The sequence below is a fragment of the Burkholderia sp. FERM BP-3421 genome (assembly GCF_028657905.1).
Taxonomy (GTDB): Bacteria; Pseudomonadota; Gammaproteobacteria; order Burkholderiales; family Burkholderiaceae; genus Burkholderia.
The window spans coordinates 777,160-804,127 of record NZ_CP117781.1; the positions used below are offsets into that span (position 1 = coordinate 777,160).

Annotated in this window: 17 protein-coding genes, 3 tRNA genes, 3 rRNA genes and 1 pseudogene; 17 read left to right on the top strand and 7 right to left on the bottom strand. The window is 64.1% G+C overall.

Annotation, left to right across the window (positions count from 1 at the left end; translation table 11 throughout):
* The first annotated feature begins 154 nt into the window (after positions 1 to 154).
* The 3 genes from aroQ to Bsp3421_RS06580 are packed head-to-tail and all read left to right on the top strand — an operon-like array spanning position 155 to position 2,830.
* Positions 155 to 610 carry a type II 3-dehydroquinate dehydratase gene (gene aroQ / locus Bsp3421_RS06570; RefSeq protein ID WP_273997536.1) on the top strand — a complete coding sequence of 152 codons (456 nt, stop codon included), beginning with the start codon at positions 155 to 157 and terminating at the stop codon, positions 608 to 610.
* Positions 607 to 1,461: a shikimate dehydrogenase gene (locus Bsp3421_RS06575; protein WP_273997538.1), complete on the top strand. Its 855-nt coding sequence runs from the start codon at positions 607 to 609 to the stop codon at positions 1,459 to 1,461. The genes aroQ and Bsp3421_RS06575 overlap by 4 nt, the downstream gene beginning before the upstream one ends.
* 49 nt (positions 1,462 to 1,510) lie before the next feature.
* On the top strand, positions 1,511 to 2,830 hold the full coding sequence (locus Bsp3421_RS06580; protein ID WP_273997539.1) for an MFS transporter: 1,320 nt from the start codon (positions 1,511 to 1,513) through the stop codon (positions 2,828 to 2,830).
* A gap of 54 nt (positions 2,831 to 2,884) precedes the next feature.
* Here the strand turns inward: Bsp3421_RS06580 and Bsp3421_RS06585 are convergent, their stop codons facing one another.
* Complete coding sequence (locus Bsp3421_RS06585) at positions 2,885 to 4,072, bottom strand: 2-aminoethylphosphonate--pyruvate transaminase (protein ID WP_443111477.1); 1,188 nt, start codon at positions 4,070 to 4,072, stop codon at positions 2,885 to 2,887.
* A 171-nt stretch (positions 4,073 to 4,243) separates the two neighbouring features.
* Here Bsp3421_RS06585 and phnS point away from each other — a divergent pair, with 171 nt between their 5' ends.
* The 13 genes and pseudogenes from phnS to Bsp3421_RS06650 all read left to right on the top strand — a co-directional run bounded on the left by phnS (position 4,244) and on the right by Bsp3421_RS06650 (position 17,920).
* Positions 4,244 to 5,335: a 2-aminoethylphosphonate ABC transporter substrate-binding protein gene (gene phnS / locus Bsp3421_RS06590; RefSeq protein WP_273997540.1), complete on the top strand. Its 1,092-nt coding sequence runs from the start codon at positions 4,244 to 4,246 to the stop codon at positions 5,333 to 5,335.
* 21 nt (positions 5,336 to 5,356) lie between these two features.
* The gene (gene phnT, locus Bsp3421_RS06595; RefSeq protein ID WP_273997541.1) at positions 5,357 to 6,463 is read left to right on the top strand and encodes a 2-aminoethylphosphonate ABC transport system ATP-binding subunit PhnT; all 1,107 of its coding nucleotides are present in this window, start codon (positions 5,357 to 5,359) and stop codon (positions 6,461 to 6,463) included.
* Positions 6,441 to 7,370: a 2-aminoethylphosphonate ABC transporter permease subunit gene (gene phnU, locus Bsp3421_RS06600; protein ID WP_273997543.1), complete on the top strand. Its 930-nt coding sequence runs from the start codon at positions 6,441 to 6,443 to the stop codon at positions 7,368 to 7,370. Before phnT ends, phnU begins: the two co-directional genes overlap by 23 nt.
* Positions 7,360 to 8,214 carry a 2-aminoethylphosphonate ABC transport system, membrane component PhnV gene (gene phnV / locus Bsp3421_RS06605; protein WP_273997544.1) on the top strand — a complete coding sequence of 285 codons (855 nt, stop codon included), beginning with the start codon at positions 7,360 to 7,362 and terminating at the stop codon, positions 8,212 to 8,214. The genes phnU and phnV overlap by 11 nt, the downstream gene beginning before the upstream one ends.
* Positions 8,215 to 8,304: 90 nt before the next feature.
* Entirely contained in the window at positions 8,305 to 9,546 is a 1,242-nt protein-coding gene (gene phnA / locus Bsp3421_RS06610; protein ID WP_273997545.1) for a phosphonoacetate hydrolase, read from the top strand.
* Complete coding sequence (phnY, locus tag Bsp3421_RS06615; RefSeq protein WP_273997547.1) at positions 9,543 to 10,997, top strand: phosphonoacetaldehyde dehydrogenase; 1,455 nt, start codon at positions 9,543 to 9,545, stop codon at positions 10,995 to 10,997. The genes phnA and phnY overlap by 4 nt, the downstream gene beginning before the upstream one ends.
* A 3-nt stretch (positions 10,998 to 11,000) precedes the next feature.
* Positions 11,001 to 11,559: pseudogene (locus tag Bsp3421_RS06620) on the top strand (phosphonate degradation HD-domain oxygenase).
* Between the two features lie 507 nt (positions 11,560 to 12,066).
* Positions 12,067 to 13,598, top strand: a 16S ribosomal RNA gene (locus tag Bsp3421_RS06625).
* 61 nt (positions 13,599 to 13,659) lie between these two features.
* Positions 13,660 to 13,734, top strand: a tRNA-Ile gene (locus tag Bsp3421_RS06630).
* Between the two features lie 79 nt (positions 13,735 to 13,813).
* Positions 13,814 to 13,886: transfer RNA gene (locus tag Bsp3421_RS06635), tRNA-Ala, on the top strand.
* 294 nt (positions 13,887 to 14,180) lie between these two features.
* Positions 14,181 to 17,050: ribosomal RNA gene (locus tag Bsp3421_RS06640) — 23S ribosomal RNA — on the top strand.
* Positions 17,051 to 17,234: 184 nt separating this feature from the next.
* Positions 17,235 to 17,348: ribosomal RNA gene (gene rrf / locus Bsp3421_RS06645) — 5S ribosomal RNA — on the top strand.
* The 16S, 23S and 5S rRNA genes sit together here with 2 tRNA genes alongside, the layout of an rRNA operon.
* 305 nt (positions 17,349 to 17,653) lie before the next feature.
* Positions 17,654 to 17,920, top strand: coding sequence for a hypothetical protein (locus tag Bsp3421_RS06650; RefSeq protein ID WP_273997548.1), 267 nt, complete (start codon positions 17,654 to 17,656; stop codon positions 17,918 to 17,920).
* Positions 17,921 to 18,133: 213 nt separating this feature from the next.
* Here Bsp3421_RS06650 and Bsp3421_RS06655 read toward each other — a convergent pair whose 3' ends face one another.
* The 4 genes from Bsp3421_RS06655 to Bsp3421_RS06670 form a co-directional block, all read right to left on the bottom strand.
* Complete coding sequence (locus Bsp3421_RS06655) at positions 18,134 to 18,517, bottom strand: hypothetical protein (protein ID WP_273997549.1); 384 nt, start codon at positions 18,515 to 18,517, stop codon at positions 18,134 to 18,136.
* 100 nt (positions 18,518 to 18,617) lie between these two features.
* Complete coding sequence (locus Bsp3421_RS06660; RefSeq protein WP_273997550.1) at positions 18,618 to 20,552, bottom strand: methyl-accepting chemotaxis protein; 1,935 nt, start codon at positions 20,550 to 20,552, stop codon at positions 18,618 to 18,620.
* Between the two features lie 159 nt (positions 20,553 to 20,711).
* Positions 20,712 to 21,356 (bottom strand): hypothetical protein, encoded by a 645-nt coding sequence (locus Bsp3421_RS06665; protein WP_273997551.1) that lies wholly within the window; start codon positions 21,354 to 21,356, stop codon positions 20,712 to 20,714.
* 347 nt (positions 21,357 to 21,703) lie between these two features.
* A tRNA-Val gene (locus Bsp3421_RS06670) sits at positions 21,704 to 21,780 on the bottom strand.
* A gap of 227 nt (positions 21,781 to 22,007) precedes the next feature.
* On the opposite strand from Bsp3421_RS06670, the gene Bsp3421_RS06675 reads away from it, so the two are divergent.
* Positions 22,008 to 23,429, top strand: coding sequence for a DHA2 family efflux MFS transporter permease subunit (locus Bsp3421_RS06675; RefSeq protein WP_273997552.1), 1,422 nt, complete (start codon positions 22,008 to 22,010; stop codon positions 23,427 to 23,429).
* Positions 23,430 to 24,249: 820 nt separating this feature from the next.
* On the opposite strand, the gene Bsp3421_RS06680 is transcribed toward Bsp3421_RS06675, so the two are convergent.
* On the bottom strand, positions 24,250 to 25,836 hold the full coding sequence (locus Bsp3421_RS06680) for an inorganic phosphate transporter (protein WP_273997554.1): 1,587 nt from the start codon (positions 25,834 to 25,836) through the stop codon (positions 24,250 to 24,252).
* A gap of 197 nt (positions 25,837 to 26,033) precedes the next feature.
* Positions 26,034 to 26,918 (bottom strand): DMT family transporter, encoded by an 885-nt coding sequence (locus tag Bsp3421_RS06685; protein ID WP_273997555.1) that lies wholly within the window; start codon positions 26,916 to 26,918, stop codon positions 26,034 to 26,036.
* Positions 26,919 to 26,968: the final 50 nt, after the last annotated feature.

The following is a 26,968-nucleotide window of genomic DNA, read 5'->3' on the forward strand; positions in this document are numbered from 1 at the left end:
TATTACACATGCATTGTACAAACTAACTAGATCGTACAAATTATCGCAAACCCGGAAAGACAACGCGTGGGAGGCGGGTGCACACTGGCGCCGAATCCCATTGCGAGGCGTGCGATCGGCTGGCGATCCGCGCCCGATTTCCGGAGTGTCCGACATGAACAAGCCGACGGTGCTGGTGTTGAACGGCCCGAACCTGAACCTGCTGGGGACGCGCGAGCCTCACATCTACGGCGTGGAGACGCTGCCGGACGTCGAGCGCCGCTGCGCGGCCGAGGCGGACGCGCTCGGCCTCGCGCTCGAATGGCGGCAGTCGAACGCCGAGCACGTGCTGATCGACTGGCTGCACGATGCGCGCACGCGCGTGCATGGCGTCGTGATCAATCCCGCCGCCTATACCCACACCTCGGTTGCGCTGGCCGATGCGCTCGCGGCGCTCGGCCTGCCGGTGATCGAAGTGCATATCTCGAACATCCATCGTCGCGAGGCGTTCCGTCACCATTCGTTCGTCTCGGCGGTGGCCGACGGCGTGATCTGCGGGTGCGGCACCGACGGCTATCTGCTGGCGCTGCGCCGGATGGCGACGCTGGTGTCGCAAGGCGGTGCGCGATGAGCGCGGGTTCGTACCTGATCGGGCTGGTCGGCGCGGGCATCGGCGGCTCGCTGTCGCCGGCGATGCACGAGGAGGAAGGCCGCCGGCAGGGCTTCAACTACGTCTATCGCCGCATCGATCTCGATGGGCTCGGGCTCGCGCCCGACGCGCTGCCGGAATTGCTCGTCGCGGCGGAGCGGATGGGATTCGACGGACTCAACATCACGCACCCGTGCAAGCAGCGCGTGATCGCCTGCGTCGACACCCTGTCCGACGAGGCGCGCGCGCTGGGCGCGGTCAACACGGTGCGCTTCGACGGCGGCCGGCGGATCGGTCACAACACCGACTGGTCGGGCTTCGCGAAATCGTTCCGGCGCGGGCTGCCGGGCGCATCGCTCGACAGCGTGGTGCAGCTCGGCGCGGGCGGCGCGGGCGCGGCTGTCGCGCATGCGGCGCTGACGCTCGGCGCGCGCGCGCTCACGCTGTTCGACGTCGATCCGGCGCGCGCGCAGACGCTGGCCGCCGACCTGCAGGCGCGATTTCCCGCCGCGCGGCTCGTCGCGGGCGGCGAGCTGGACGCCGCGCTCGCCCAGGCGAGCGGCCTGATCCACGCGAGCCCGACCGGCATGCTCGGCCATCCGGGCCTGCCGCTGCCGGCGCGACTGCTGCATCCGCGCCTGTGGGTCGCGGACATCGTCTATTTCCCGCTCGTCACCGAATTGATCGCCGCCGCGCGCGCGCTTGGCTGCCGGACGCTGACGGGTGGAGGGATGGCGGTCTATCAGGCCGTCGACGCGTTCGAAATCTTCACCGGCCGCGCGCCGGACGCCGAGCGGATGTTCGCGCACTTCCAGGCGCTCGTCGCAGGCTGAAGCCGGCTGGTCCGGCCTTGCTCTCAAACACAAACAGGAGACAGACACGATGCCATCGCCCACCCCCGCCGCCGCCGCGGCCGCCGCGCCGTCCGCCGCTGCCGCGCGCGCCTCGAAGGCGCGCTACCGGATCCTCGCGTTGCTCGCGGTCGGCACGATGATCAATTACCTCGACCGCACCGTGCTCGGCGTCGCCGCGCCCGGGCTGACGCGCGAGCTGGGCATCAGCGCGGCGGTGATGGGCGTGATGTTCTCGGCGTTCTCGTGGACCTATGTGCTCGCGCAGGTGCCGGGCGGCCTGCTTCTCGACCGCTACGGCAGCAAGATCACCTATTACTGGTCGATGACGCTCTGGTCGCTGTGCACGCTGCTGCAGGGCTTCGTCCACGGCGTCGCGCCGCTGTTCGCGGCGCGCCTCGGGCTGGGGCTGACCGAGGCGCCGTGCTTTCCGACCAACAGCCGGGTGGTCGCCACCTGGTTTCCGCAACAGGAGCGCGCGCGGGCGACGGGCACCTACACGGTGGGCGAGTACGTGGGCCTGGCGTTCCTGAGCCCGGTGCTGTTCGCGCTGATGGGCGCGTTCGGCTGGCGCGCGCTGTTCTTCGCGGTCGGCGGCGCGGGCATCCTGTTCGGCTTCGTGTGGTGGCGCTTCTATCACGAGCCGCACGCCCATCCGCGCGCGAACGCGGCCGAACTGGCCTACATCGAGGCGGGCGGCGGCCTCGCGCGGCGCACGGGCCCGCGCGCCGGGTTCAGCTGGGCCACGGCCGGCCGTTTGCTGCGCAAGCGCCAGCTCGCCGGCATCTGCATCGGCCAGTTCGCGGGCAACTCGACCCTGGTGTTCTTCCTCACGTGGTTCCCAACCTATCTCGCCACGGAACGCCACATGGCCTGGCTCAAGATCGGCTTCTTCGCTGTGCTGCCGTTCATCGCCGCCTCGGTCGGCGTGATGTTCGGCGGGATCCTCTCCGACTGGCTGCTGCGGCGCGGCCGCTCGGCCAACGTCGCGCGCAAGCTGCCGATCATCGCGGGCCTGCTGCTGGCGTCGACCATCGTGCTCGCGAACTACGTCGACAGCAACGAAGCGGTGATCGCGATCCTGTCGGTCGCGTTCTTCGCGCAGGGGATGGCGGCGCTGGGCTGGACGCTGGTCTCCGACATCGCGCCGGAAGGGCTGCTCGGCGTCACGGGAGGGATCTTCAACCTCGCGGCGAACCTGGCCGGCATCGTCACGCCGCTCGTGGTCGGCTTCATCGTCGCGGCGACCGGCTCGTTCGTCGGCGCGCTCGTGTTCATCGGCGCGATCGCGCTGGTCGGCGCGCTGTCCTACATCTTCGTGGTCGGCGACATCGAGCGGATCGTGCTGTGACGCGCGCGGCGCGCCCGGCTTGCGCATCGCGAAGCCGGGCGGGTCCCGCCGCGCTCAGCGCGTCGCGATGCCGAGCGTCGCGAGTGCGTGGCCGATCGCGGCGACGGCCTGGCGCATCTCGTTCGAATCGATCGCGCCGATGCAGCCGACCCGGAATGTCTCGATGGTGGTCAGCTTGCCCGGATACAGCACGTAGCCGTTGGCGCGCACCGCCTCGTAGAACGCGCCGAACGCATAGGCCGGATCGCGCGGCGCATGGAACGTGACGATCACGGGCGCCTGCACGCGCGGGTCCAGGAACGGCGTGAAGCCGAGCGCGCGCATGCCGTCGACGAGCGCCGCGCAATTCGCCGCATAGCGCGCGCCGCGCGCCGGCTGGCCGCCTTCCGCGAGGAACTGGTCGAGCGCCGCGCGCAACGCGGCGAGCACGTGGGTCGGCGGCGTGAAGCGCCATTGCGTCGTACGCTTCAGGTACGCGTACTGGTCGTGCAGATCCAACGCGAGCGAGGGCGAGCGGCCCGCGCAGGCGTCGAGGAGCGCGCGCCGCACGATCACGAAGCCCATGCCCGGCACCCCCTCCAGGCACTTGCCGCTGGCCGACACCAGCGCGTCGATGCCGCTGCCCGCGAGCGTGATCGGCAGCGCGCCGAACGAGCTCATCGCATCGACGATCAGGCGCTTGTCGTGCCGCTTGCAGAGCGCCGCGATCGCGTCGAGCGGGTTCAGGATGCCGGCGCTGGTTTCGAGGTGCACGAGCGCGACGTGGGTGATGCGCGGCGTGTCGCGCAACATCGCGTCGAACGCGTGAGGGTCGAGCGCGCGATCCTCGCCGCACGGCAGCGCGAGGGCTTCGATGCCGAGCCGCTCCAGGATGCGCAGGATGCGCGCGCAGTACGCGCCGTTGTCCGGCACCAGCACGACGCCGTCGCGCGGCACGAGCGTGCCGAGCGCGGCCTCGACCGCGAACGTGCCGCTGCCTTGCAGCGGCACGCACACGTAATCGTCGCCGCCGCCCGCGATCGTGACGAGATCCGCGCACACGCTATGCGTGAGCTGGTTGAACGCGGCATCCCACGAGCCCCAGTCGCGCAGCATCGCCTGCCGCGTCGCGGGGGACGTCGTGAGCGGGCCGGGGGTCAGCAGGATCGGGTCGCTTCCAAGTATCACATTGCCTCCAGACAGGTCGATCGACGCGCCGGACGACGCATCGCTGATCAGGATGATATTGGCAAAATGTGTCATTTTGCGGACTTTGTGGCAGTCGTCACGGAGATGTCATCGAACGCTGTGATGCTTCGGATGCCGCGAAGCCAAGAGGACGCGCGGCGCCGACGGGCCGCGTCGCGGCCCGCCCTCATAACAGGAGCCGGCAGGTGCCCGGCCGTTGGTTGATCCGCCCTACGGAGAAGCGAGATGACATTTCCGAAATCCTTGAGCGCCCACGCCGGCGCGTTCCGCAAGCTTGCGATCGCGGCATGCGCTGCAGGCTTGCTGCAAGGTATTGCGTCGCCGGCCCACGCAGCCGGCGCGGTCGTGCTGTACACGGCAGACGGCCTGGAGAATCTCTATCGCGACGTGCTGCCCGCGTTCGAGAAGAAAGAGGGCGTGAAGGTCAACATCGTGACGGCGGGCAGCGGTGAAGTGGTGAATCGCGCGAACGTCGAGAAGAACTCGCCGAAGGCCGACGTGATCGTCACGCTGCCGCCGTTCATCCAGCAGGCGGGCCAGCTCGGCTTGCTGCAGGCTTACCAGAGCGTGAACTACAAGAACGTGCCGGCGATCGCGAAGGCGGAGGACGGCACCTGGGCGACCTTCGTCAACAACTACTTCTCGTTCGCGATCAACCCGGACGTCGTGAAGAACCAGCCGAAGACCTTCGCCGACCTGCTGAGCCCGGATTACAGCGGCAAGGTGGCGTACTCGAACCCGGCGACGGCGGGCGACGGGATGGCGGTGATCATCCTGACGACGACGCTGATGGGCGAGGACAAGGCGTTCGACTACCTGGCGAAGCTGGAGCGCAGCGTGAAGTTCCACACCAAGGGCACGGGCTACCTGAACGTGCTGTTGTCGCGCAATGAGATCAGCGTCGCGAACGGCGACCTGCAGATGGATCTCGACGACGCCGAGCACGGCGGCCTGTCGATCAAGCCGATCTTCCTCGCGGCGAAGGACGGCGACCAGCCGACGACGTTCCAGCTGCCGTACGGGATCGGCCTGATCAAGAGCGGCCCGAACCAGGACGCGGGCAAGAAGCTGATCGACTACCTGATGTCGACCGACGTGCAGGCCAAGGTGCCCGACATGTACGGGATCCCGGGCCGCAGCGACGTGCCGCTCGCGGGCAAGAACGGCGAGGCGGTGAAGCGCGCGATCGCGGGCGTGAAGCTGATTCCGGTCGACTGGACCGCGGTGCTGGCGAAGAAGCAGGGTTGGACCGAGCGCTGGAAGTCGCAGGTGGTCGGCAGCTCGGGCAAGCAGACCGACGTCGTCAAGCCGAAGTAAGCCGACGGGCGTTCCAGAAGGATGAATCCGGTGGATACCGCAAGTTTGACCCATCCCGGCGCGTTCGGCGCCGCCGAGCCGCGCGCGACGCCGCGCGCCGGCGCGCCGGGCGGCGTGCTGATCGAGCATCTGAGCGTGCGCTACGGCGCGCGCACGGTGCTCGATGACCTGTCGCTGTCGATCGGCGCGGGCGAGTTGTTGACCGTGCTCGGCAAGAGCGGCTGCGGCAAGACCACGATGCTGCGCTTCATCGCCGGCTTCGTGAAGGCCGACGGCCTGACCGGCACGCTGACGGTGGCGGGCCGCGACCTCACGCACGCGCCGCCGCACAAGCGCAATCTCGGCCTGCTGTTCCAGAACTACGCGCTGTTCCCGCACCTGTCGGTGTTCGAGAACGTCGCGTTCGGGCTGCGGGCGCGCCGCATGTCGTCGGCGGAGATCACGCGCCGCGTGGCCGACGCGCTGAAGCTCGTGCAGCTCGGCGACGCGGGGCACGTGATGCCCGCGCAGCTGTCGGGCGGCATGCAGCAGCGGGTCGCGCTCGCCCGGGCGCTCGTGATCGAGCCCGACGTGCTGCTGCTCGACGAGCCGCTGTCGGCGCTCGACGCGAACTTGAGGTCTTCCGTCCGGACCGAATTGAAAGCGCTGCACGAGCGGCTGCCGAACCTGACCATCGTGTGCGTGACGCACGACCGCGACGATGCGCTGGTGCTGTCCGACCGCGCGCTGCTGATGCGGGACGGCCGGATCGCGCAGATCGGCACGCCGCAGCAGTTGTACGATGCGCCGCGCGACGGTTTCGTCGCGCGCTATCTCGGCGCGGCGAACCTGCTGCCGCCCGCCGTGGTGTTCCCGCTCGGGGATCCGCGCCACGGCGAGCGTGAACGGGTCGCGTGCGTGCGGCCCGAGCGTTTCGTGATCCGGCCGCTCGGCGAGGGGCAGCTGCACGGCACGATCGCATCGGTCGAGTGGCACGGCTCGGAGCTGTCGGTGTCGGTCGCGCTCGACGCGGCGCCCGACGAGCCCGTGCGGGTCACGATGCAACGCGGACGGGGCGCGACGCCCGAGCGCGGCGCGCGAATTTCCCTGCATTGCGAGGCGGATGATGTCGTCCTTATCCAGCCCTGACACCCCACTGGGCGCCGACGCCCGGCGCAGCGCATCGGCCGACGCGCACGCGGCGGCCGCGCGGCGCGCGCGCCGGCTCGGCCAGTTGCATCTGATCGGACTCGCGCTCGTCGTGCTCGGCCCGCTCGTGCTGTATCCGCTCGCGCGCCTCGTGCTGCTGAGCGTGACGGGCGAGCACGGCTTCACGCTCGACGCGTACCGCACGTTCTTCGCCAATCCCGATACGCGCAACGTGCTCGGCACGACGCTGTGGGTGTTGTTCGTGAGCGCCGGCACGGCATCGGTGTGCGGCGTGCTGCTCGCGTCGCTGCTGTTCTTCCGGCCGTTTCCGGGGGCGGCGCTCGTGACGCGCTTCCTGGAGCTGTACGTGGCGTTCCCGTCGTTCCTGGTCGCGTTCACGCTGATCTTCCTGTACGGCTCGCAGGGCTCGGTCAGCATCGGCCTGCAACGGCTGTTCGGGCTGGAGGCGCCGCCGCTCGACTTCCTGTTCGGGATCGGCGGCGTGATTCTCGCGCAGACGATGTTCTATACGCCGTTCGTGGTGCGACCGACGCTCGCGTCGTTCGCGACGCTCGACCTGCGGCTCGTCGAGGCGGCGCGCAGCCTCGGCGCGAACGGCTGGATGCTTGCGACGCGGGTGATTCTGCCGATCGCCTGGCCGGGCATCGCGGCGGGCACGATCCTGTGCTTCCTGCTGACGCTGAACGAATTCGGCATCCTGCTGGTGCTGGGCAGCGCGCGCCTCGTGACGCTGCCGGTGGCGATCTACAGCAGCGCGACGGTTGACCTCGACCTGCCGACCGCGTCGGCGGGGGCGGTGGTGATGCTCGCGATGTCGTTGTCGCTGTATGCGTTGTACCGGCGGATGAACCGCCGCGCGCTGGGAGGAGGCCGCGATGCCCGCTGATTTTCCGCTGCGCGTCGGCGCCGTGCCGCGCCGCGACGTGACCTGGCGCGACGCCGCGCTCAAGCATGCGTCGCGGGCGGCGCTCGCGGTGGCCGCGTTCGCGTGCTTCTGGTTGTTCGTGATGCCCGTGATCGTGGTGGCGCTGTCGAGCGTCGCGACCCAGTGGTCGGGCACGATCCTGCCGGCGAGCTACAGCCTGCGCTGGTTCGAGCGGCTCGGCGCGCCGGAATTCGATGCGCTCGCCATGAGCCTCGAAATCGGTTTCGGCGTCGCGCTGCTCGGCACCGCGCTCGGCCTGTGGTTGGCGCTCGCGCTCGAAGGGCGCGGCCGCAGCGGACTCGGCGCGCTGGTCGATGCGCTGGCGATGCTGCCGAACGGCGTGCCGAGCGTGGTGCTCGGGCTGGCCGTGCTGATCGCGTATCACCAGAAGCCGCTCGATCTGTCCAGCTCGCCCGCGATCGTCGTGCTGGTGCAGCTCGCGCTGATCCTGCCGTTCTGCTACCGCTGCGCGGCCGCCGCGCTGCGCCCCGAACTGACCGTGCTGCGCGAAGCCGCGGCGAGCCTGGGTGCGCCGCCGTCGATGGTGCTGCGCCGGGTGCTGCTGCCGCAGGTCGTGCCGGCCATCCGCGCGAGCCTCGCGCTGGGCTTCGCGCTGTCGCTCGGCGAGCTGGGCGCGACCCTGACCGTCTATCCGCCCGGCTTCGCCACGGTGCCGATCGTCGTGATCGGCCAGGTGGAGCGCGGCTACTATCTGCCCGCATCGGCGCTCGCGCTGCTGATGCTGATCGCCTCGCTTGCCGCGTTGCTGCTGATCGCCGCGCGCGCCCCCCGACTCAGACGCTGAAGCATGCGCGCCGCCTGGGCGGCGCGCCGGTCCGAAACCCCATTCCGCGTGCTGCGCACGCAATGTCTTGTCACGTCCATACGGAACATCATGGAAACTCATATCGAAGTCAATGGCCGCCGCTACCGGATGCCGACCGTGCCGACCGTCGCCGTGTGCGTCGACGGTTGCGAATACGCGTACCTCGAGCATGCGGTCGAGGCAGGCGTCGCGCCGTTCATCGGCAAGATGATCGAAAACGGCGCGGCGTTCCGGGCGGACTGCGTGATCCCGTCGTTCACCAACCCCAACAACCTGTCGATCGTCTGCGGCGTGCCGCCGGCGGTGCACGGGATCTGCGGCAATTATTTCTGGGATCCGGACGCGAAGCAGGGCGAGGGCGCCGAGGTCATGATGAACGATCCCGCCTACCTGCGCGCGGACACGCTGCTCGCGGCGGCGTCGCAGGCGGGCGCGCGGGTGGCCGTGGTGACCGCGAAGGACAAGCTGCGCCGCCTGCTCGGCTGGCGGATGCGCGGCATCTGCTTCTCGGCCGAGAAGGCGGGGCAGGCGAACCTCGTCGAGAACGGCATCAGCGACGTGCTCGACCTCGTTGGACTGCCGGTGCCCGACGTGTACAGCGCCGCGCTGTCCGAATTCGTGTTCGCCGCCGGCGTGCGGCTCGCGAAGCGGCGGCAGGTGGACCTGATGTACCTGTCGACGACCGATTACGTGCAGCACAAGTGCGCGCCGGGCAGCGACGGCGCGAACGCGTTCTACGCGATGATGGACCGCTACCTCGCGCAGCTCGACGCGCTGGGCTGGGTGATCGGGCTGACCGCCGACCATGGGATGAACGCGAAGCACGATCCGTTGACCGGCGCGCCGAACGTCGTCTATCTGCAGGATGCGCTCGATGCCTGGCTGGGCGGCGGCCGGGCCCGCGTGATCCTGCCGATCACCGATCCGTACGTGGTGCATCACGGCGCGCTCGGCTCGTTCGCGACGATCTATCTGGCGGAAGGCGTCGCGGCCTCCGACGTGACCGCGCGGCTTGCGCAGGTCGACGGCGTGGAGACCGTGCTCGACAACGCGGCGGCGGCGGCGCGCTTCGAACTGCCGGCCGATCGGATCGGCGATGTGGTGGTGGTGAGCCGGCGCGATGTCGCGCTCGGCACGCGCGCGCGCGAACATGACCTGTCGGGCTTGACGGTGCCGCTGCGTTCGCACGGCGGGGTGTCGGAACAGGAAGTGCCGCTGCTGTTCAATCGACGGGTTGCGCCGCGGGAAGACGGTCGCCGGCTGCGCAACTTCGACGTGTTCGATTTCGCGCTCAACCGGGTGATGCAATGAATTCGATCCTGCTGAACGATCACCCGGCGTTCCGCGTCGAGTCGCTGCGCTGGTGCGGCGAGGCGGCCGCGCGGCCGCGCTCGCTCGACGTGCACGATCCGTATTCGGGCATGCGGGTGGGCACGGTGCCGCTCGCCTCGGTCGACGACGTGCGGCGCGCGTTCGAGTACGCCGCCGCATACCAGCCGCGCCTGTCGCGCTATGACCGATCGCGGATCCTGGAGAACGCGGCGATGCTGCTGCGCGAGCGCACCGAGGAAGCATCGACGCTGATTTCGCTCGAATCGGGCTTGTCGAAGCAGGATTCGCGCTACGAGATCGGCCGCGTGGCGGACGTGTTCAAGTTCGCCTCGATCGAGGCGCTGCGCGACGACGCGCAGAGCTACTCGTGCGATCTGACGCCGCACGGCAAGTCGCGCCGGGTGTTTTCGCAGCGCCAGCCGCTCGATGGCGTGATCGTGGCGATCACGCCGTTCAATCATCCGATGAACCAGGTCGCGCACAAGATCGCGCCGGCGATCGCGACGAACAACCGGGTGATCGTGAAGCCGTCGGAGAAGGTGCCGTTGTCGGCGTTGTACCTGGCGGACCTGCTGTATGAGGCGGGGCTGCCTGAACCGATGCTGCAGGTGCTGACCGGCGATCCGCGCGAGATCGCGGACGAACTGCTGACGCATCCGCTCGCGTCGCTGATCACGTTCACGGGCGGCGTGTCGATCGGCAAGGCGATCGCGGCGAAGGCGGGCTACCGCCGCATCGTGCTGGAGTTGGGCGGTAACGATCCGCTGATCGTGCTCGACGACGCGGATCTCGAACGCGCGGCGACGCTGGCCGCGCAGGGCTCGTATCGGAACTCGGGGCAGCGCTGCACGGCGGTCAAGCGGATCCTGGTGCAGAACAAGGTGGCGGCGGATTTCACTGAGCTGCTGGTCGAGAAGACGCGAAGCTGGTCGTATGGCGACCCGTTCGATGAAGCGAACCAGATGGGCACGGTGATCGACGAAGCGGCGGCGCGCCTGTTCGAGGCGCGCGTCGACGAGGCGATCGCGTGCGGTGCGCGGCTGCTGACGGGCCATGCGCGGCATGGCGCGCTGTATGCGCCGACCGTGCTCGACCGGGTGGATCCGTCGATGACGCTGGTGCGCGAGGAGACTTTCGGGCCGGTGTCGCCGATCATCGGCTTCGACACGATCGACGATGCGATCCGGATCAGCAACGGCACGGCGTTCGGGTTGTCGTCGGGCGTGTGCACCGATCGCACCGATGCGGTCGTGCGTTTCGTCAACGAGCTGAACGTCGGGACCGTGAATGTGTGGGAGGTGCCGGGATACCGGATCGAGCTGACGCCGTTCGGCGGTATCAAGGATTCCGGGCTCGGCTACAAGGAAGGGGTTCAGGAGGCGATGAAGAGCTTCACGAATCTCAAGACCTTTTCGTTGCCGTGGGTGTGAGCGATGGCCCTGACTCTCGATGATATCCGCGCGCTGTTCGATCGCCATGGCGGGACGGCCTATAGCGGCGAGCCGGTGACGCAGCGCGAACATGCATTGCAGAGCGCGCTGCTGGCGGAGCGCGACGGCGCGGACGACGCGCTGGTCGCGGCGGCGCTGCTGCACGATCTCGGGCATTTGCTGAGCCGGCAGGGCGAGACGCCGAGCGAGCGCGGGATCGACGATCTGCACCAGTATTACGTGCTGCCGTTCCTGCGTCCGCTGTTCACGGACGCGGTGCTGGAGCCGATCCGGCTGCACGTGGATGCGAAGCGCTGCCTGTGCGCGCTCGACGCGGGGGTACCACGACAGCCTGTCGGCGGACTCGGTGCGCAGCCTGAAGCTGCAAGGCGGGATCTTCGATCGGGAGGCGGCGGAGGAATTCCTGCGCCGCCCGTATGCGCGGGACGCGATTCGCCTGCGGCGCTGGGACGATCTGGCGAAGACCGCGGGGTTGCCGACGCCGGATCTTGACCACTATATGAAGGCGGTCGAGCGCGTCGCCAGGGCGGCCTCTATATAGAGCGATGCGCGGGCGCGCTTCAGTTTTGCGACGTTTAAAAATCTTTCACGAAAGGGCTTGCGTGGCGGGAAAAGCGTGCCTACAATCACGCCTCTTTCGCGCTAACGGAAACGCAGCGCGAAGGAAGAGAAGCAAAGCCTGGCGCGGGTTTCAAGCGTGTTGGGCAAAGATGGTTGATCGATAGCAGGACGATCAGTGCGATGAAAAAAGTTGTTGACGCGCTGCTCTGAATTGATCATAATCTCGCTTCTCTGCTGCTGAAAACGCAGCGCTGCTGAGAAAGTCGATAAGAAGTCCGGCCCGCCTCGCAGATGTGCTCTTTAAAAAATTAACAGCCGATAAGTGTGGGCGCTTGATGGGATGCGAGTCTGATCTTCGGATCGGATCAAGCAAAAGTATCAAGAGTCTCACACTAAAGTAAGTCAGGTTTATGAAGCAATTCATATATCTGTCAGCTTTGAGTGAGCGACCGGTTTCTAACGAAACCGAAAAACAGTAACAGGTATTGAACTGAAGAGTTTGATCCTGGCTCAGATTGAACGCTGGCGGCATGCCTTACACATGCAAGTCGAACGGCAGCACGGGTGCTTGCACCTGGTGGCGAGTGGCGAACGGGTGAGTAATACATCGGAACATGTCCTGTAGTGGGGGGATAGCCCGGCGAAAGCCGGATTAATACCGCATACGATCTACGGATGAAAGCGGGGGATCTTCGGACCTCGCGCTATAGGGTTGGCCGATGGCTGATTAGCTAGTTGGTGGGGTAAAGGCCTACCAAGGCGACGATCAGTAGCTGGTCTGAGAGGACGATCAGCCACACTGGGACTGAGACACGGCCCAGACTCCTACGGGAGGCAGCAGTGGGGAATTTTGGACAATGGGGGAAACCCTGATCCAGCAATGCCGCGTGTGTGAAGAAGGCCTTCGGGTTGTAAAGCACTTTTGTCCGGAAAGAAATCCTTTGGGCTAATACCCCGGGGGGATGACGGTACCGGAAGAATAAGCACCGGCTAACTACGTGCCAGCAGCCGCGGTAATACGTAGGGTGCGAGCGTTAATCGGAATTACTGGGCGTAAAGCGTGCGCAGGCGGTTTGTTAAGACAGATGTGAAATCCCCGGGCTTAACCTGGGAACTGCATTTGTGACTGGCAAGCTAGAGTATGGCAGAGGGGGGTAGAATTCCACGTGTAGCAGTGAAATGCGTAGAGATGTGGAGGAATACCGATGGCGAAGGCAGCCCCCTGGGCCAATACTGACGCTCATGCACGAAAGCGTGGGGAGCAAACAGGATTAGATACCCTGGTAGTCCACGCCCTAAACGATGTCAACTAGTTGTTGGGGATTCATTTCCTTAGTAACGTAGCTAACGCGTGAAGTTGACCGCCTGGGGAGTACGGTCGCAAGATTAAAACTCAAAGGAATTGACGGGGACCCGCACAAGCGGTGGATGATGTGGATTAATTCGATGCAACGCGAAAAAACCTTACCTACCCTTGACATGGTCGGAATCCTGAAGAGATTCGGGAGTGCTCGAAAGAGAACCGATACACAGGTGCTGCATGGCTGTCGTCGAAACGTGTCGTGAGATGTTGGGTTAAGTCCCGCAACGAGCGCAACCCTTGTCCTTAGTTGCTACGCAAGAGCACTCTAAGGAGACTGCCGGTGACAAACCGGAGGAAGGTGGGGATGACGTCAAGTCCTCATGGCCCTTATGGGTAGGGCTTCACACGTCATACAATGGTCGGAACAGAGGTTGCCAACCCGCGAGGGGAGCTAATCCCAGAAAACCGATCGTAGTCCGGATTGCACTCTGCAACTCGAGTGCATGAAGCTGGAATCGCTAGTAATCGCGGATCAGCATGCCGCGGTGAATACGTTCCCGGTCTTGTACACACCGCCCGTCACACCATGGGAGTGGGTTTTACCAGAAGTGGCTAGTCTAACCGCAAGGAGGACGGTCACCACGGTAGGATTCATGACTGGGGTGAAGTCGTAACAAGGTAGCCGTATCGGAAGGTGCGGCTGGATCACCTCCTTTCTCGAGCTTCGCACAAAGTTGAGCGCTCACGCTTATCGGCTGTTTATCAAGACAGACTCAGGGGTCTGTAGCTCAGTCGGTTAGAGCACCGTCTTGATAAGGCGGGGTCGTTGGTTCGAATCAACCAGACCCACCAAGTTGTCTGACGTGTGATGGTTCAGTGCTTCGGTACTGTGCCGCTAACCGCGGGCAGAAACCTGAGGAAGTCTCTGTATGGGGGCATAGCTCAGCTGGGAGAGCACCTGCTTTGCAAGCAGGGGGTCGTCGGTTCGATCCCGTCTGCCTCCACAATCTTCAATGACAAGCGTTCGACGTGATCGAACTTTTGTCATGGCGATTGAGCCAGTCAGAGTGATATGAGTAATACCATATCGGCTGTCGTTCTTTAACAATCTGGAAGAAGTAAGTAATTTGGATAGCGGAAGCGTCTTGAGATGGACGTGAAAACTATCCGGGTTGTGATTGTATCGATGTATCTCAAGATGATTCGAACTTCATGTTCGGCTCAATTGGAATACGGCACAACGCGAGAACTCAACCTGTAACGGCTGTAAGTCGAAAGACGAGACAGACTCGTTATAGGGTCAAGCGAATAAGTGCATGTGGTGGATGCCTTGGCGATCACAGGCGATGAAGGACGCGGTAGCCTGCGAAAAGCTACGGGGCTGGCAAACAAGCATTGATCCGTAGATGTCCGAATGGGGAAACCCACTCCTTCTGGAGTATCCATAGCTGAATACATAGGCTATGTGAAGCGAACGCGGTGAACTGAAACATCTAAGTAACCGCAGGAAAAGAAATCAACCGAGATTCCCAAAGTAGTGGCGAGCGAAATGGGATCAGCCTGTACTCTTTATTTTTGTTGTTAGTCGAACGCTCTGGAAAGTGCGGCCATAGCAGGTGATAGCCCTGTAGACGAAAACAGCGAGAAAGAACTAAGTGTACGAAAAGTAGGGCGGGACACGTGAAATCCTGTCTGAAGATGGGGGGACCATCCTCCAAGGCTAAATACTCGTGATCGACCGATAGTGAACCAGTACCGTGAGGGAAAGGCGAAAAGAACCCCGGGAGGGGAGTGAAATAGATCCTGAAACCGCATGCATACAAACAGTCGGAGCCTGGAAACGGGTGACGGCGTACCTTTTGTATAATGGGTCAGCGACTTACGTTCAGTAGCAAGCTTAACCGTATAGGGCAGGCGTAGCGAAAGCGAGTCCGAATAGGGCGTTCAGTTGCTGGGCGTAGACCCGAAACCAAGTGATCTATCCATGGCCAGGATGAAGGTGCGGTAACACGTACTGGAGGTCCGAACCCACTAACGTTGAAAAGTTAGGGGATGAAGGATAGGGTGAAAGGCTAAACAAACTTGGAAATAGCTGGTTCTCTCCGAAAACTATTTAGGTAGTGCCTCGTGTCTCACCTTCGGGGGTAGAGCACTGTCATGGTTGGGGGGTCTATTGCAGATTACCCCGCCATAGCAAACTCCGAATACCGAAGAGTGCAATCACGGGAGACAGACATCGGGTGCTAACGTCCGGTGTCAAGAGGGAAACAACCCAGACCGCCAGCTAAGGTCCCCAAATATAGCTAAGTGGGAAACGAAGTGGGAAGGCTAAAACAGTCAGGAGGTTGGCTTAGAAGCAGCCACCCTTTAAAGAAAGCGTAATAGCTCACTGATCGAGTCGTCCTGCGCGGAAGATGTAACGGGGCTAAGCTATATACCGAAGCTGCGGATGCACACTAGTTGTGCATGGTAGGAGAGCGTTCCGTAAGCCTGCGAAGGTGCGTTGAAAAGCGTGCTGGAGGTATCGGAAGTGCGAATGCTGACATGAGTAGCGATAAAGGGGGTGAAAGGCCCCCTCGCCGTAAGCCCAAGGTTTCCTACGCAACGTTCATCGGCGTAGGGTGAGTCGGCCCCTAAGGCGAGGCAGAAATGCGTAGCTGATGGGAAGCAGGTCAATATTCCTGCACCATTGTTAAATGCGATGGGGGGACGGATCGCGGAAGGTTGTCCGGGTGTTGGAAGTCCCGGTCGCTGCATTGGAGAAGGCACTTAGGCAAATCCGGGTGCAGAATTCAAGGGTGTGGCGCGAGCTTCTTAGGAAGCGAAGCAATTGGAAGTGGTTCCAAGAAAAGCCTCTAAGCTTCAGTTTAACAATGACCGTACCGCAAACCGACACAGGTGGGCGAGATGAGTATTCTAAGGCGCTTGAGAGAACTCGGGAGAAGGAACTCGGCAAATTGGTACCGTAACTTCGGGATAAGGTACGCCCTTGTAGCTTGATGCCCTGCGAAAAGGGTGAAGGGTTGCAATAAACTGGTGGCTGCGACTGTTTAATAAAAACACAGCACTCTGCAAACACGAAAGTGGACGTATAGGGTGTGACGCCTGCCCGGTGCCGGAAGATTAAATGATGGGGTGCAAGCTCTTGATTGAAGTCCCGGTAAACGGCGGCCGTAACTATAACGGTCCTAAGGTAGCGAAATTCCTTGTCGGGTAAGTTCCGACCTGCACGAATGGCGTAACGATGGCCACACTGTCTCCTCCCGAGACTCAGCGAAGTTGAAGTGTTTGTGATGATGCAATCTACCCGCGGCTAGACGGAAAGACCCCATGAACCTTTACTGTAGCTTTGCATTGGACTTTGAACCGATCTGTGTAGGATAGGTGGGAGGCTATGAAACCGGAACGCTAGTTTCGGTGGAGCCGTCCTTGAAATACCACCCTGGTTTGTTTGAGGTTCTAACCTTGGTCCGTGATCCGGATCGGGGACAGTGCATGGTAGGCAGTTTGACTGGGGCGGTCTCCTCCCAAAGCGTAACGGAGGAGTACGAAGGTACGCTAGGTACGGTCGGAAATCGTGCTGATAGTGCAATGGCATAAGCGTGCTTAACTGCGAGACCGACAAGTCGAGCAGGTGCGAAAGCAGGTCATAGTGATCCGGTGGTTCTGTATGGAAGGGCCATCGCTCAACGGATAAAAGGTACTCTGGGGATAACAGGCTGATACCGCCCAAGAGTTCATATCGACGGCGGTGTTTGGCACCTCGATGTCGGCTCATCTCATCCTGGGGCTGTAGCCGGTCCCAAGGGTATGGCTGTTCGCCATTTAAAGAGGTACGTGAGCTGGGTTTAAAACGTCGTGAGACAGTTTGGTCCCTATCTGCCGTGGGCGTTGGATATTTGAAGGGGGCTGCTCCTAGTACGAGAGGACCGGAGTGGACGAACCTCTGGTGTACCGGTTGTCACGCCAGTGGCATCGCCGGGTAGCTATGTTCGGAAGAGATAACCGCTGAAAGCATCTAAGCGGGAAACTCGCCTTGAGATGAGATATCCCTGGAGGCTTGACCTCCTTGAAGGGTCGTTCGAGACCAGGACGTTGATAGGTCAGGTGTGTAAGCGCAGTAATGCGTTCAGCTAACTGATACTAATTGCCCGTAAGGCTTGATCCTATAACAAGTCTGTCTCGATGCACGTCAGCGCTTCAGCGCAGACGGACATCGAGCGTCGAGTGCAAGGCACTCGACGTACGACGGTTGAAGTACCGCGTACGTGTGAGATACAACCTCACAACCCCAAAATTACTGCTTCTTCCCGGATTGGTCGCGTTGCGAAGCAGCGCGACAACCCTCTTTGCCTGATGACCATAGCGAGTCGGTCCCACCCCTTCCCATCCCGAACAGGACCGTGAAACGACTCTACGCCGATGATAGTGCGGATTGCCCGTGTGAAAGTAGGTAATCGTCAGGCTCCCTCTGCCAAAACCCCCGCCCATCCGGCGGGGGTTTTGCTTTTTGCGCGCCAGAATTCTCTCAGTTCCCCATAACACCGCCCGACCCGGATCAGGACCGGGCGATGAATCGCGGGCGACGTCCGGTTCGTTGCGCGCGCAGCCATGAAGCAACGCTTCCTCCGCCCGCAGTAACGGACGTCTCCAGGCACCTCGCACGCCTGAAGCATCGAGCGGCTTCCCGTCTCGCGCACATGCACGAAAAAAGCATACCCATCGTCGATTCTGGCAAGATGCCGGCCTTCCACTCCTCGGGCGAATGGCCATGTCGCACCGCTTCCTGTTTCCCGAAGACGGCTTGCTCGTTCGCGACGACATCAGGCTGCGCCTGATTCGTGCAGGCGATGCGCCCGACCTCCTGCGCTACTCCGTCGAAAACCGGACCCACCTCAAGCGCTGGGAGCCGAGCAGGGCAGCGTCGTTCCATACGCTCGACGCTATGCACGCGCGGCTCGACGCCGTGCTTCGAAGCCATGCTCTGAGGGCCCGGCAGATCCGCCAAGGCGCATGCATTGCAGTGAGCCCGTTATAGCTGTCGCTGGCTTTGGTGGTGCTCGGGGAGGCGGTTCGTGCGCTTGATGGCCTGTCTGGTCAACGACGGCATATCAGTCGCTTGGCGCTCGATCCGGATCATTCGGCCAGGAAAGACGGTGATGCCTCTCCCGAGGGGAGACGCTCCGATGCCATGTCGGATTAGCTGCGCACGTTTTGACTCCGCATCGGTGTTTTTGCCGCGGACCGCGGCTCATGAAACAACGCCGGGACGACACTCCAGATGCCTGCGGAGGGCAGTTGCCGAGCGCCGTGAAGCATTGGAGGCGGCGATCGACGGGGCGTCGCGCCGGATCATGAATTGATTTTCCCGCAGCGCGTTCGGTTGCGTCTCGCAATCCTCATTAAGAAGCCTCAGGCAGGTGTTGGTCGTGACCTGCTCGGCAATCGATGCCGGAGGCCGCAGAGGCCGTGTCGTCGACAGGTGGGGCAGGTTCTCCGACGGGTGGGCGTCGCCCCGAAGCGAGCCTGGGATCGGGGCATCCCGCTCTTTGCGCTTTCGCCGGTGCTCAGGGGGGGCGCACGACAAAGCCGCCCTGGCCGGCGCGATACCGCTCGCCGGCCAGGTCACCTTCATGCTTCAGTCCGCTCTGCGGGTCGCCCGTCTCCGCACCGGAATGACAAACGGCACTTTCCCGTTTCGCGTGCCCGAACAGCACGCTTCGCGACGCAGGGGTTCACAGCTTGAATTCGCTGATGGCCTGACGCAGCCTCGTTGTCTGGTCCTGCATCGACATCGCCGATGCAGCCAGTTGCTCAACCAACGCGGCATTCTGCTGGGTCGTGCCGTCCAGTTGCGTGATGGCGCGGCCCACTTCCTCGATCCCGCGGCTCTGCTCCTCGCTCGCGCTCATGATTTCATCCATGATCGTGGCGACCTGCGCCGTCGTCGAGATGATTTCGGCCATGGTCGAGCCTGCATTGGCGACCAGGCTGCTCCCCGAATCGACTTTGACGGCGGAATCCGAGATCAGCGACTTGATGTCTTTCGCCGCGGCTGCGGCACGTTGCGCGAGATTGCGCACCTCGTTTGCCACCACCGCGAACCCCCGGCCCTGCTCGCCCGCGCGGGCCGCCTCGACCGACGCATTGAGCGCCAGGATATTGGTCTGGAACGCGATTCCGTCGATGACGCCGATGATGTCGACGATCTTCCTCGACGACTCGCTGATCGACGCCATCGTCTCCACCACCTCGCCAATCACCATGCCGCCGCGCGAAGCGACCGTCGACGCATTCGTCGCCAACTTGTTGGCTTCGTTGGCATTGCCGGCATTTTGCTTGACGGTCCCGGTGATTTCTTCCATCGAGGCGGCAGTCTGCTGCAGCGAGGCTGCCTGGCTCTCGGTGCGGGCCGACAGGTCCTTGTTGCCGCTGGAGATCTCGTGCGAGGCTTCGGTGAGCGAGGAGGCGCCCGCCACCACCTGGGTGAGCACGTCCTGCAGTCGCTGGATGAACCGGTTGAAACTGGCCGCGACCTCGCCGAATTCCTTGCCACCGGTTTCAGGCAGACGTCGCGTCAGATCCGCCTCGCCTGCCGAGAGATCATCGATATTGCTCTTCAGCACCGCAAGGCGCTTCATGAACACATGGATGCCGCCGAGTATCAATGCCAGGAGGAGCAGGGCCATCGGCACCTGGATCGACGCCAGCTTCGTAAGAATCCGGTTGCTGTTGATCTCCAGCGACGACGACGGTACCGCCGTCGCGATAATCCACGGGCTGCCCGGGATCGGCTTCAGGAAAATCGTCTGCGCGCCGTCGGGCATGTCGAATGTGCCCTCGGTGGCCCGACCGTTCTGCACGCTGGGCAGCAAGCGCTGAATCGCCGCCGCCATCGGCGCGCCGGATGCGATATCGGACACGTTCTTCAGGACGATATTGCTGTTGATCCTCGAACTGTTGCTGACGATCTTGCCGTCCGCTTCCACGATCAGGATCTGACCGTGGATCCGGTCTTCCATGTTCGCGACGAGGTGATTGAAAAATCCCAGCGTCACATCGATCGTGGCGACGCCGTAAAGCTCATCGCCCTTGTAGATGGCCATCGCGCAATTCGTCCGCGGCTGCGGGCTGGCATCGTCCTGATAGGCCTTCGCCCACTTGCAATGACCCTTGGGCGCGGTCTTGCCGTTCTCGTACCAGGGCTGCTCCCAGTACTTGAGGGACTCCGGCGTGTTCCAGTGCGTGTTGACCACGAGCTTGCCGGTGGCCGCGTCGCGCGCATAGAAGGTGCTGAACTTGTCGCGGCCTTGCTCGCGTTTGTTCGGCAGCGGCCAGATGCCGCCGCCGAACACGTTCTGATCGCCGTACTGATCGACCAGCGCCGGCTGCAGCTTGTCAATCTGGTCGCTGTCGAGCGCCGCCATGACCTGGGTAATGCTGCGTTGCTGGGCTTCCACCTGACGCAGCTGCTCGCTGATCTGGATGGAGATCTGATCGACATCGCCGCCGATCACCTTGCCTTCCAGGCTCGCCAGTTCCGGTGTGACGAACAGCCGGACGACGGCAAACGTGCCTATCACCATCGTCACGAAGAAGGCGCAGGCGATCACGGTAAAACGCGCTTGCGTCGATATTGGGCTAGGCATCGAATCTCCGGACTGAGTCATGATGCCTCCTTTACGGCAAGGCGGCGTTTAACTTTACTGAAGATCGTTGCGGACGCATGGATCGTCAGCGCCTGCGGCGAGCGGTAGCGTCGCGAACAATCGGACCAGATGGCGGCAGGGCCCGGTGTCGAGGATCAGTTTGGGCCACTGACTGTTCATTTAGACGCGATGCTCTACGACGCGCGAGGGCACATGGAGGGTTCGTCGCGAATGGGCAGAGAACGCGGCGCTGGCCTCGAAGAGGAGGCATCCCTCGTTCACCGGCGACGCAGCGCGCGGCACAGAAGATCTCGGGAAAACATGACGCTCGCCATGCTTGTCTTGATGTTGATCGCTTGCGCGAACGCCCGGGCCGACGCGGATCCGGAATTCGACGATCCCGCTCAGATCAAGGCGTTTTCGAGCGACCCGCGAGTCAACAATTGCAATTACCGGAGTCGAAGAACCGGAAGAAGGACTGAAGGTACATTCAGATCGGCGCGACATCGCCGAATGGCGCCTGCCAGTTTCATGACGAAGCCGGCGCACCGTCGAATCAACCGGTGCTGAAGATAGAAACCGCGGTCGAACGTGCGGGATGCCGATCGTTGATGATGGAAGGCTCGTCCGATCCGGTGTCGTGGCGCAACCTTCCAGCAATTCCAACACGGCCTGCACGAGCAGGCAAAAAGCACGATCCTGTCCACGCCCGACGTCGGCAGGGCGCTGCTGATCCGCAACGATCCGATGACGCAAGTCCCTCGGCTTCAACCGAGCGAAAGCGCGCTCCTCGATCAATCGGGCCCAGCCGAGCGGTAATTTCAACGCCGGGCCACCTATGCCCCGAGCCGCGACAACCCGCCAAGGATGCCAACGACGGATTGATGCCAAGCATCCCGGCGGCCCGACGATCAACGACGAATGACGCGAACCCGCAAGTCATTGGCGACGGAGCCGGGCATGCGGCCATCACCGGCGCGGCGACGCGATGCGAACGACAGCGGCCCGCGGCCAGCAGCGTGCGCAATCGCTCCGGAACGTCGTCGACAATCCGGACGTCGCAGCCGCGGCGAGCTAAAGGGAAGGGAGGTCCGATATGCACGGACCGGAAAAGACAAAGGACGGAAGCAAGACCCGCGAGTGCGGCGCTATCCGTCCTTGTCACTGTTCGTTGGTAGGCTCGATTGGATTCGAACCAACGACCCCCACCATGTCAAGGTGGTGCTCTAACCAACTGAGCTACGAGCCTGTATTGAGGCGCGAATTGTAGACATACTTTCTGGAATGCGCAAGCGCGTCGCGAAAAAATTCCAAATCGTGGTCGCCCGCTTCGGCTTCTCTCCATGCAGCGATCAGGGAGAACCAGAGCGTCTCCGAATGCGCCGGAGTAGTATCCGTACTGCTCCGGCACGCGGAGTCGCGCCGTCGGCGTGCCGAGATCCCTGTTCTTCGAATCACGATAATTCAGATACCCGTATGACAGCCCTCTCAAGCAGCGAGCGCGCCACTGCACTCCTGCCTTATCTCGTTGCCGCCACGTTCTTCATGGAATATCTCGACACCACGGTCATTGCGACCGCGTTGCCGCAGATGGCCCACAGCTTCGGCGTCGGACCGAATGCGCTGAGCTTCGGGATGACCGCCTACATGCTGACGCTCGCGGTCTGCATTCCGATCAGCGGCTGGATCGCGGACCGCTTCGGCGCCCGCACGGTGTTCGGCGGCGCGATCGTGATCTTCTCGGTGGCGTCGATCCTGTGCGGGCTGTCGACCAGCGTCGAGCAGTTCATCGCGGCGCGTCTGCTGCAAGGGATCGGCGGGGCGATGATGGTGCCCGTCGGCCGGCTGATCGTCGTGCGCAGCACCGACAAGTCCAAGCTGATGCGCGCAATCTCGACCATCACCTGGCCCGGCATCGTCGCGCCTGTCGTCGGGCCGCCCGTCGGCGGCTTCATCACGACCTATGCCTCGTGGCGCTGGATCTTCCTGCTCAACGTGCCGATCGGTATCATCGTATGCATCTGTACGTGGCTGCTCGTCAACAACAGCCGCGATGCCGAGCCCAGGCCGCTCGACTGGATCGGTTTCGCGCTCTCGGGCGCCACGCTGACCTGCATGCTGGTCGCGACCGAAATCGCGGGCCAGCAGGATACGCAGGTGTGGATGGTGGCCGGGCTGTTCGCCGCGAGCGCGGTATTCGGCGTCGCGGCCTGGTCGTATGCGGCGCGCTGCGCGCACCCGCTGCTCGATTTCACGACGATGAAGGTGCCGACCTTCTCCGTCACGGTGCTGACCGGCTCGGTGTCGCGTATCGCGATCAACTCGGTTCCGTACCTGCTGCCCCTGCTGTTTCAGGTCGGGCTCGGCCTGTCGCCGTTCCAGTCCGGCCTGTTGCTGCTCGGCAGCGCGGTCGGCAATCTCGGCATGAAGGCCGGCACCACCTGGATCCTCGAACGCTACGGTTTTCGCCGGGTTGCGCTGGTCGACATGACGATCGTCGCGTTGTTCACGATCCTGTGCGGCTGGTTGACCGCCTCCACGCCGATCGCCGTCACGCTGTTCGTCGTGTTCGTCTATGGGCTCACGCGCTCGCTTCAGTTCACGACGCTCGCGACGCTCGCCTACGCGGATATCCCGGCGCGCCAAACCAGCGCCGCCAGCACGCTGTGGAGCGCGGCGCAGCAGATGAGCATGGGGATGGGGATCGCGTTCGGCGCACTCGCGCTGCGTGTCGCGTCGATGTGGCGCGGCGACGCCAGCGGCACGCACTACGTGCTCGCGGATTTCCGCTGGGCGTTTTTTCTGGCGGGCCTGCTCGCGTTGCTGACGCTGCCGGGCTACGCGCGACTCGCCGCGGATGCCGGCGACCGGCTGCGGGCGAGCATGGCGAAGGGGTGATGCGCGGCGGCAGCGGCGCCGACACGTGCTGCTGCGCTGTGCAGGATCGCAGTGCGGTCGTGCGCGGAAATCGGTGGCGTGACGCGCTTCCGCCAGTGGGCGCGCAGGTCATGCGGCGGAAGCGCCGACCCGACGGCGTGCGATCCCGGAGGATGCGACGTTGCCGAGCGGGACGCGTGGAACTGCTTCGTGGCCCCGGTCGCGACAACGTTGCGGCGTTCGGTGCATGCTCGCTTGCGAGCGAGATCGATGCGGGTGGCGAGAATATCCAGGCGAGCAGGGTGTTCCACTGTCCCGAGCCATTCACGACAACGTGCGAGGCGCTCGGTGCACGCAGCTGGCGTTGAGATCGATACAGTCGGCGAGACCATCCAGGCGGGCAAGGTGTCCCACTGTCCCGAGCCATTCACGACAACGTGCGAGGCGCTCGGCGCACGCAGCGGGCGATTGAGATCGATGCAGGCAGCGAAACCATCCAGGCGGGCAAGGTGCCCCACTGTCCTGAGCCATTCACGACAACGTGCGAGGCGCTCGGTGGACGCAGCCGACGATTGAGATCGATGCAGGCAGCGAGACCATCCAGGCGGGCAAGGTGCCCCACTGTCCTGAGCCATTCACGACAACGTGCGAGGCGCTCGGCGCACGCAGCCGGCGATTGAGATCGATGCAGGCAGCGCGAATACCCAGGCGGGCACGATATCCCACTGCCCCAAGCCATTCACGACAGCGCTTGGCGCGCCCGGCGCCCGCCGCCCGCGAGCGCACTCGACGAGGGCAGCGAGAACACCCGGGCGAACACCGCACCCACTGCCCAAGCGATTCACGACAACGCGTGGAACACCCAGTACAAGCCGCCCGCGAGCGCGATCGATGCCGGCAGCGTCAGCACCCAGGCGAGCACGAGGCTGCGCACGGTGCCCCACTGCAACCCCGAGCCGTTCGCCGCCATCGTGCCGGCGACGCCCGACGACAGCACGTGCGTGGTCGACACCGGCAGCCCGTACACGTCGGCCGCGCCGATCGTCAGCATGGCGACCAACTCGGCCGACGCACCCTGTCCGTAGGTCAGGTGCTGCTTGCCGATCTTCTCGCCGACCGTCACCACGATCCGCTTCCAGCCGACCATCGTGCCGAGGCCGAGCGCGATCGCCACGGCCACCTTGACCCAGGTCGGGATGAATTTCGTCGCGTGATCGAGCTGCCCGCGGTAATTGTCGATCGCCTTGCGGTCCTCGGGTGCGAACGCCGGCTGGCCCGCTTTCTCCATCAGGCGGATCGCCTCCGACACCAGGTACATCGTATTGCGCACGTTGTCCGCCTCGCCTTGCGGCACGGCAGCGATCGAGCCCGTCGCGCCGACCGACGTCGCGAGCGAATCGGACAGCTGCCGCACGGCGGTCACCGTCGTGGGCGTCAGCCGGCGCGATTGCACATAGGCTTCGGTCTCCGCGCGCGGGTGAGCCGACGGCGCGGCGCCGTTCTCATACTTCGCGAACGTGGCGGACGCCTGGCGCGTGACGGCGATGAAGGTCTGCGTCTCGGCGGGCGTGACCGCCTTGTTGAGCGCATACGCGGTCGGCACGGTGCCGATCAGGATCAGCATGATGAGGCCCATGCCTTTCTGGCCGTCGTTCGAGCCGTGCGCGAACGACACGCCGGTGCAGGTCAGGATCAGCAGGCAGCGGATCCAGAACGGCGGCGGCTGGTCCTTGGGTGGTTCCTGGTACAGGGCGGGGACCCGCACGAGCGTTTTCAGCACCAGCAGCAGCAGGCCGGCGAACAGGAAGCCGACGATCGGCGAGAGCAGCAGCGACTTGCCGACGCCGAGCGCCTGGCCCCAGTCGACGCCGCTCGTGCCCGAGGGCCCGCGCAGCAACTGGTTCATCAGCCCGACGCCGATGATCGAACCGATCAGCGTATGCGAGCTGGACGACGGCAAGCCGAAGTACCAGGTCGCGAGGTTCCACAGGATCGCGGCGATCAGCAGCGCGAACACCATCGCAAAGCCTGCGCTGTTGCCGACCTGGAGGATCAGCTCGACCGGCAGCAATTGGAGGATGCCGAACGCGACTGCGCCGCTCGACACCATCACGCCGAGGAAATTCCAGAGGCCGGACCACACGACCGCGACGTTGGGCGTCAGCGAGTGGGTGTAGATCACGGTCGCGACGGCATTGGCCGTATCGTGAAAGCCGTTGACGAACTCGAAGCCGAGCGCGATCAGCAGCGCGATGCCGAGCAGCAGGTACGGGAAGATCGAGTGCTCGCGGATCGGCGACAGGTCCGACACCAGGTGCATCAATACATAGACCGCACCGGCCGCGAGCACGACGACGAAAAGGGCGAGGCCGGCGTGACGCGTGCGATCGAGGTCGACCCCGGATGCCGGGGACAGAGGCTGATTCATGACGGCCTTGGGACGAGTGGGATGAACCGATCCTAGCGTCCGCCGTCTGGCAGTTTTATGACACGCGACAAGATGGCCGCGATTGGCGACGCACAGGCGGGAACCCGCGCGCGCCGAGCGCTATTCATGCTGATTTTGTGCCGATTCCCGTGACTTTCTTTCATATCGAAAGGGCTTGTCTGCACAATGCGCCGGCATCAGCGGGCGCCGGCGGGCGCCGCCCGGGCGAAGCGCCGCGCGCCCGCCACGCAGGCCACCACGGCCACGGTCACGCCGATCATCGCGGGCGGCACGGGCTCATGCAGCAGCCAGGCCGCGAGCAGCAGGCCGAAGAACGGCTGCAGCAGCTGCAGCTGCCCGACTCCCGCGATGCCGCCCTGCGCGAGCCCGCGATACCAGAACACGAAACCGATCAGCATGCTGAACAGCGACACGTAGGCCAGCCCCCACAGCGCGGCGGGGCCGACATGCTCGAACGACGTGGGCCAATACCACAGCATCAGCGGAACCATCACCGGCAGCGACAGCACGAGCGCCCACGAAATCACCTGCCAGCCGCCGAGCCGGCGCGACAGATGCGCGCCTTCCGCGTAGCCGAGGCCGCAGACGACGATCGCGGCCAGCATCAGCAGGTCGCCCACGGGCGATGCATCGAGGCCGTTGCGCAACGCGTAGGCCGCGACCACGGCGCTGCCCGCGAGCGAGAACAGCCAGAATGCACGCTGCGGATGTTCGCCGCCGCGCAGCACGCCGAAGACGGCGGTCGCGAGCGGCAGCAGGCCGATGAAGACGATCGCGTGCGCGGACGTCACGTGCCGCAGCGCGAGCGCCGTCAGCAGCGGAAACCCGACGACGACGCCGAGCGCGACGATCGCGAGCGGCACGAGGTCGCGACGCGCGGGACGCGCTTCGCGAAACGCGAGCAACAGCGCGAGCCCCAGCGCGCCGGCGATCGTCGCGCGCGCAACGGTCAGGAACACCGGGTCGAGTCCTTGCACCGCGATGCGGGTCGCGGGCAGCGAACCACTGAAAATCACCACCCCCAGCAGGCCGTTCAGCCAGCCGCTCGTCGTCTTGTCCATGCCCAGGCTCCTGTATCGAAGCAGCAGCATCCCATGTCGGGGCGATCGGA

Coding starts and splice junctions, on each gene's coding strand:
- aroQ (WP_273997536.1), top strand. CDS start 155: ATGAACAAGCCGACGGTGCTGGTGTTGAACGGCCCGAACCTGAACCTG.
- Bsp3421_RS06575 (WP_273997538.1), top strand. CDS start 607: ATGAGCGCGGGTTCGTACCTGATCGGGCTGGTCGGCGCGGGCATCGGC.
- Bsp3421_RS06580 (WP_273997539.1), top strand. CDS start 1,511: ATGCCATCGCCCACCCCCGCCGCCGCCGCGGCCGCCGCGCCGTCCGCC.
- Bsp3421_RS06585 (WP_443111477.1), bottom strand. CDS start 4,072: ATGACACATTTTGCCAATATCATCCTGATCAGCGATGCGTCGTCCGGC.
- phnS (WP_273997540.1), top strand. CDS start 4,244: ATGACATTTCCGAAATCCTTGAGCGCCCACGCCGGCGCGTTCCGCAAG.
- phnT (WP_273997541.1), top strand. CDS start 5,357: ATGAATCCGGTGGATACCGCAAGTTTGACCCATCCCGGCGCGTTCGGC.
- phnU (WP_273997543.1), top strand. CDS start 6,441: ATGTCGTCCTTATCCAGCCCTGACACCCCACTGGGCGCCGACGCCCGG.
- phnV (WP_273997544.1), top strand. CDS start 7,360: ATGCCCGCTGATTTTCCGCTGCGCGTCGGCGCCGTGCCGCGCCGCGAC.
- phnA (WP_273997545.1), top strand. CDS start 8,305: ATGGAAACTCATATCGAAGTCAATGGCCGCCGCTACCGGATGCCGACC.
- phnY (WP_273997547.1), top strand. CDS start 9,543: ATGAATTCGATCCTGCTGAACGATCACCCGGCGTTCCGCGTCGAGTCG.
- Bsp3421_RS06650 (WP_273997548.1), top strand. CDS start 17,654: ATGTCGCACCGCTTCCTGTTTCCCGAAGACGGCTTGCTCGTTCGCGAC.
- Bsp3421_RS06655 (WP_273997549.1), bottom strand. CDS start 18,517: ATGAAGGTGACCTGGCCGGCGAGCGGTATCGCGCCGGCCAGGGCGGCT.
- Bsp3421_RS06660 (WP_273997550.1), bottom strand. CDS start 20,552: ATGACTCAGTCCGGAGATTCGATGCCTAGCCCAATATCGACGCAAGCG.
- Bsp3421_RS06675 (WP_273997552.1), top strand. CDS start 22,008: ATGACAGCCCTCTCAAGCAGCGAGCGCGCCACTGCACTCCTGCCTTAT.
- Bsp3421_RS06680 (WP_273997554.1), bottom strand. CDS start 25,836: ATGAATCAGCCTCTGTCCCCGGCATCCGGGGTCGACCTCGATCGCACG.
- Bsp3421_RS06685 (WP_273997555.1), bottom strand. CDS start 26,918: ATGGACAAGACGACGAGCGGCTGGCTGAACGGCCTGCTGGGGGTGGTG.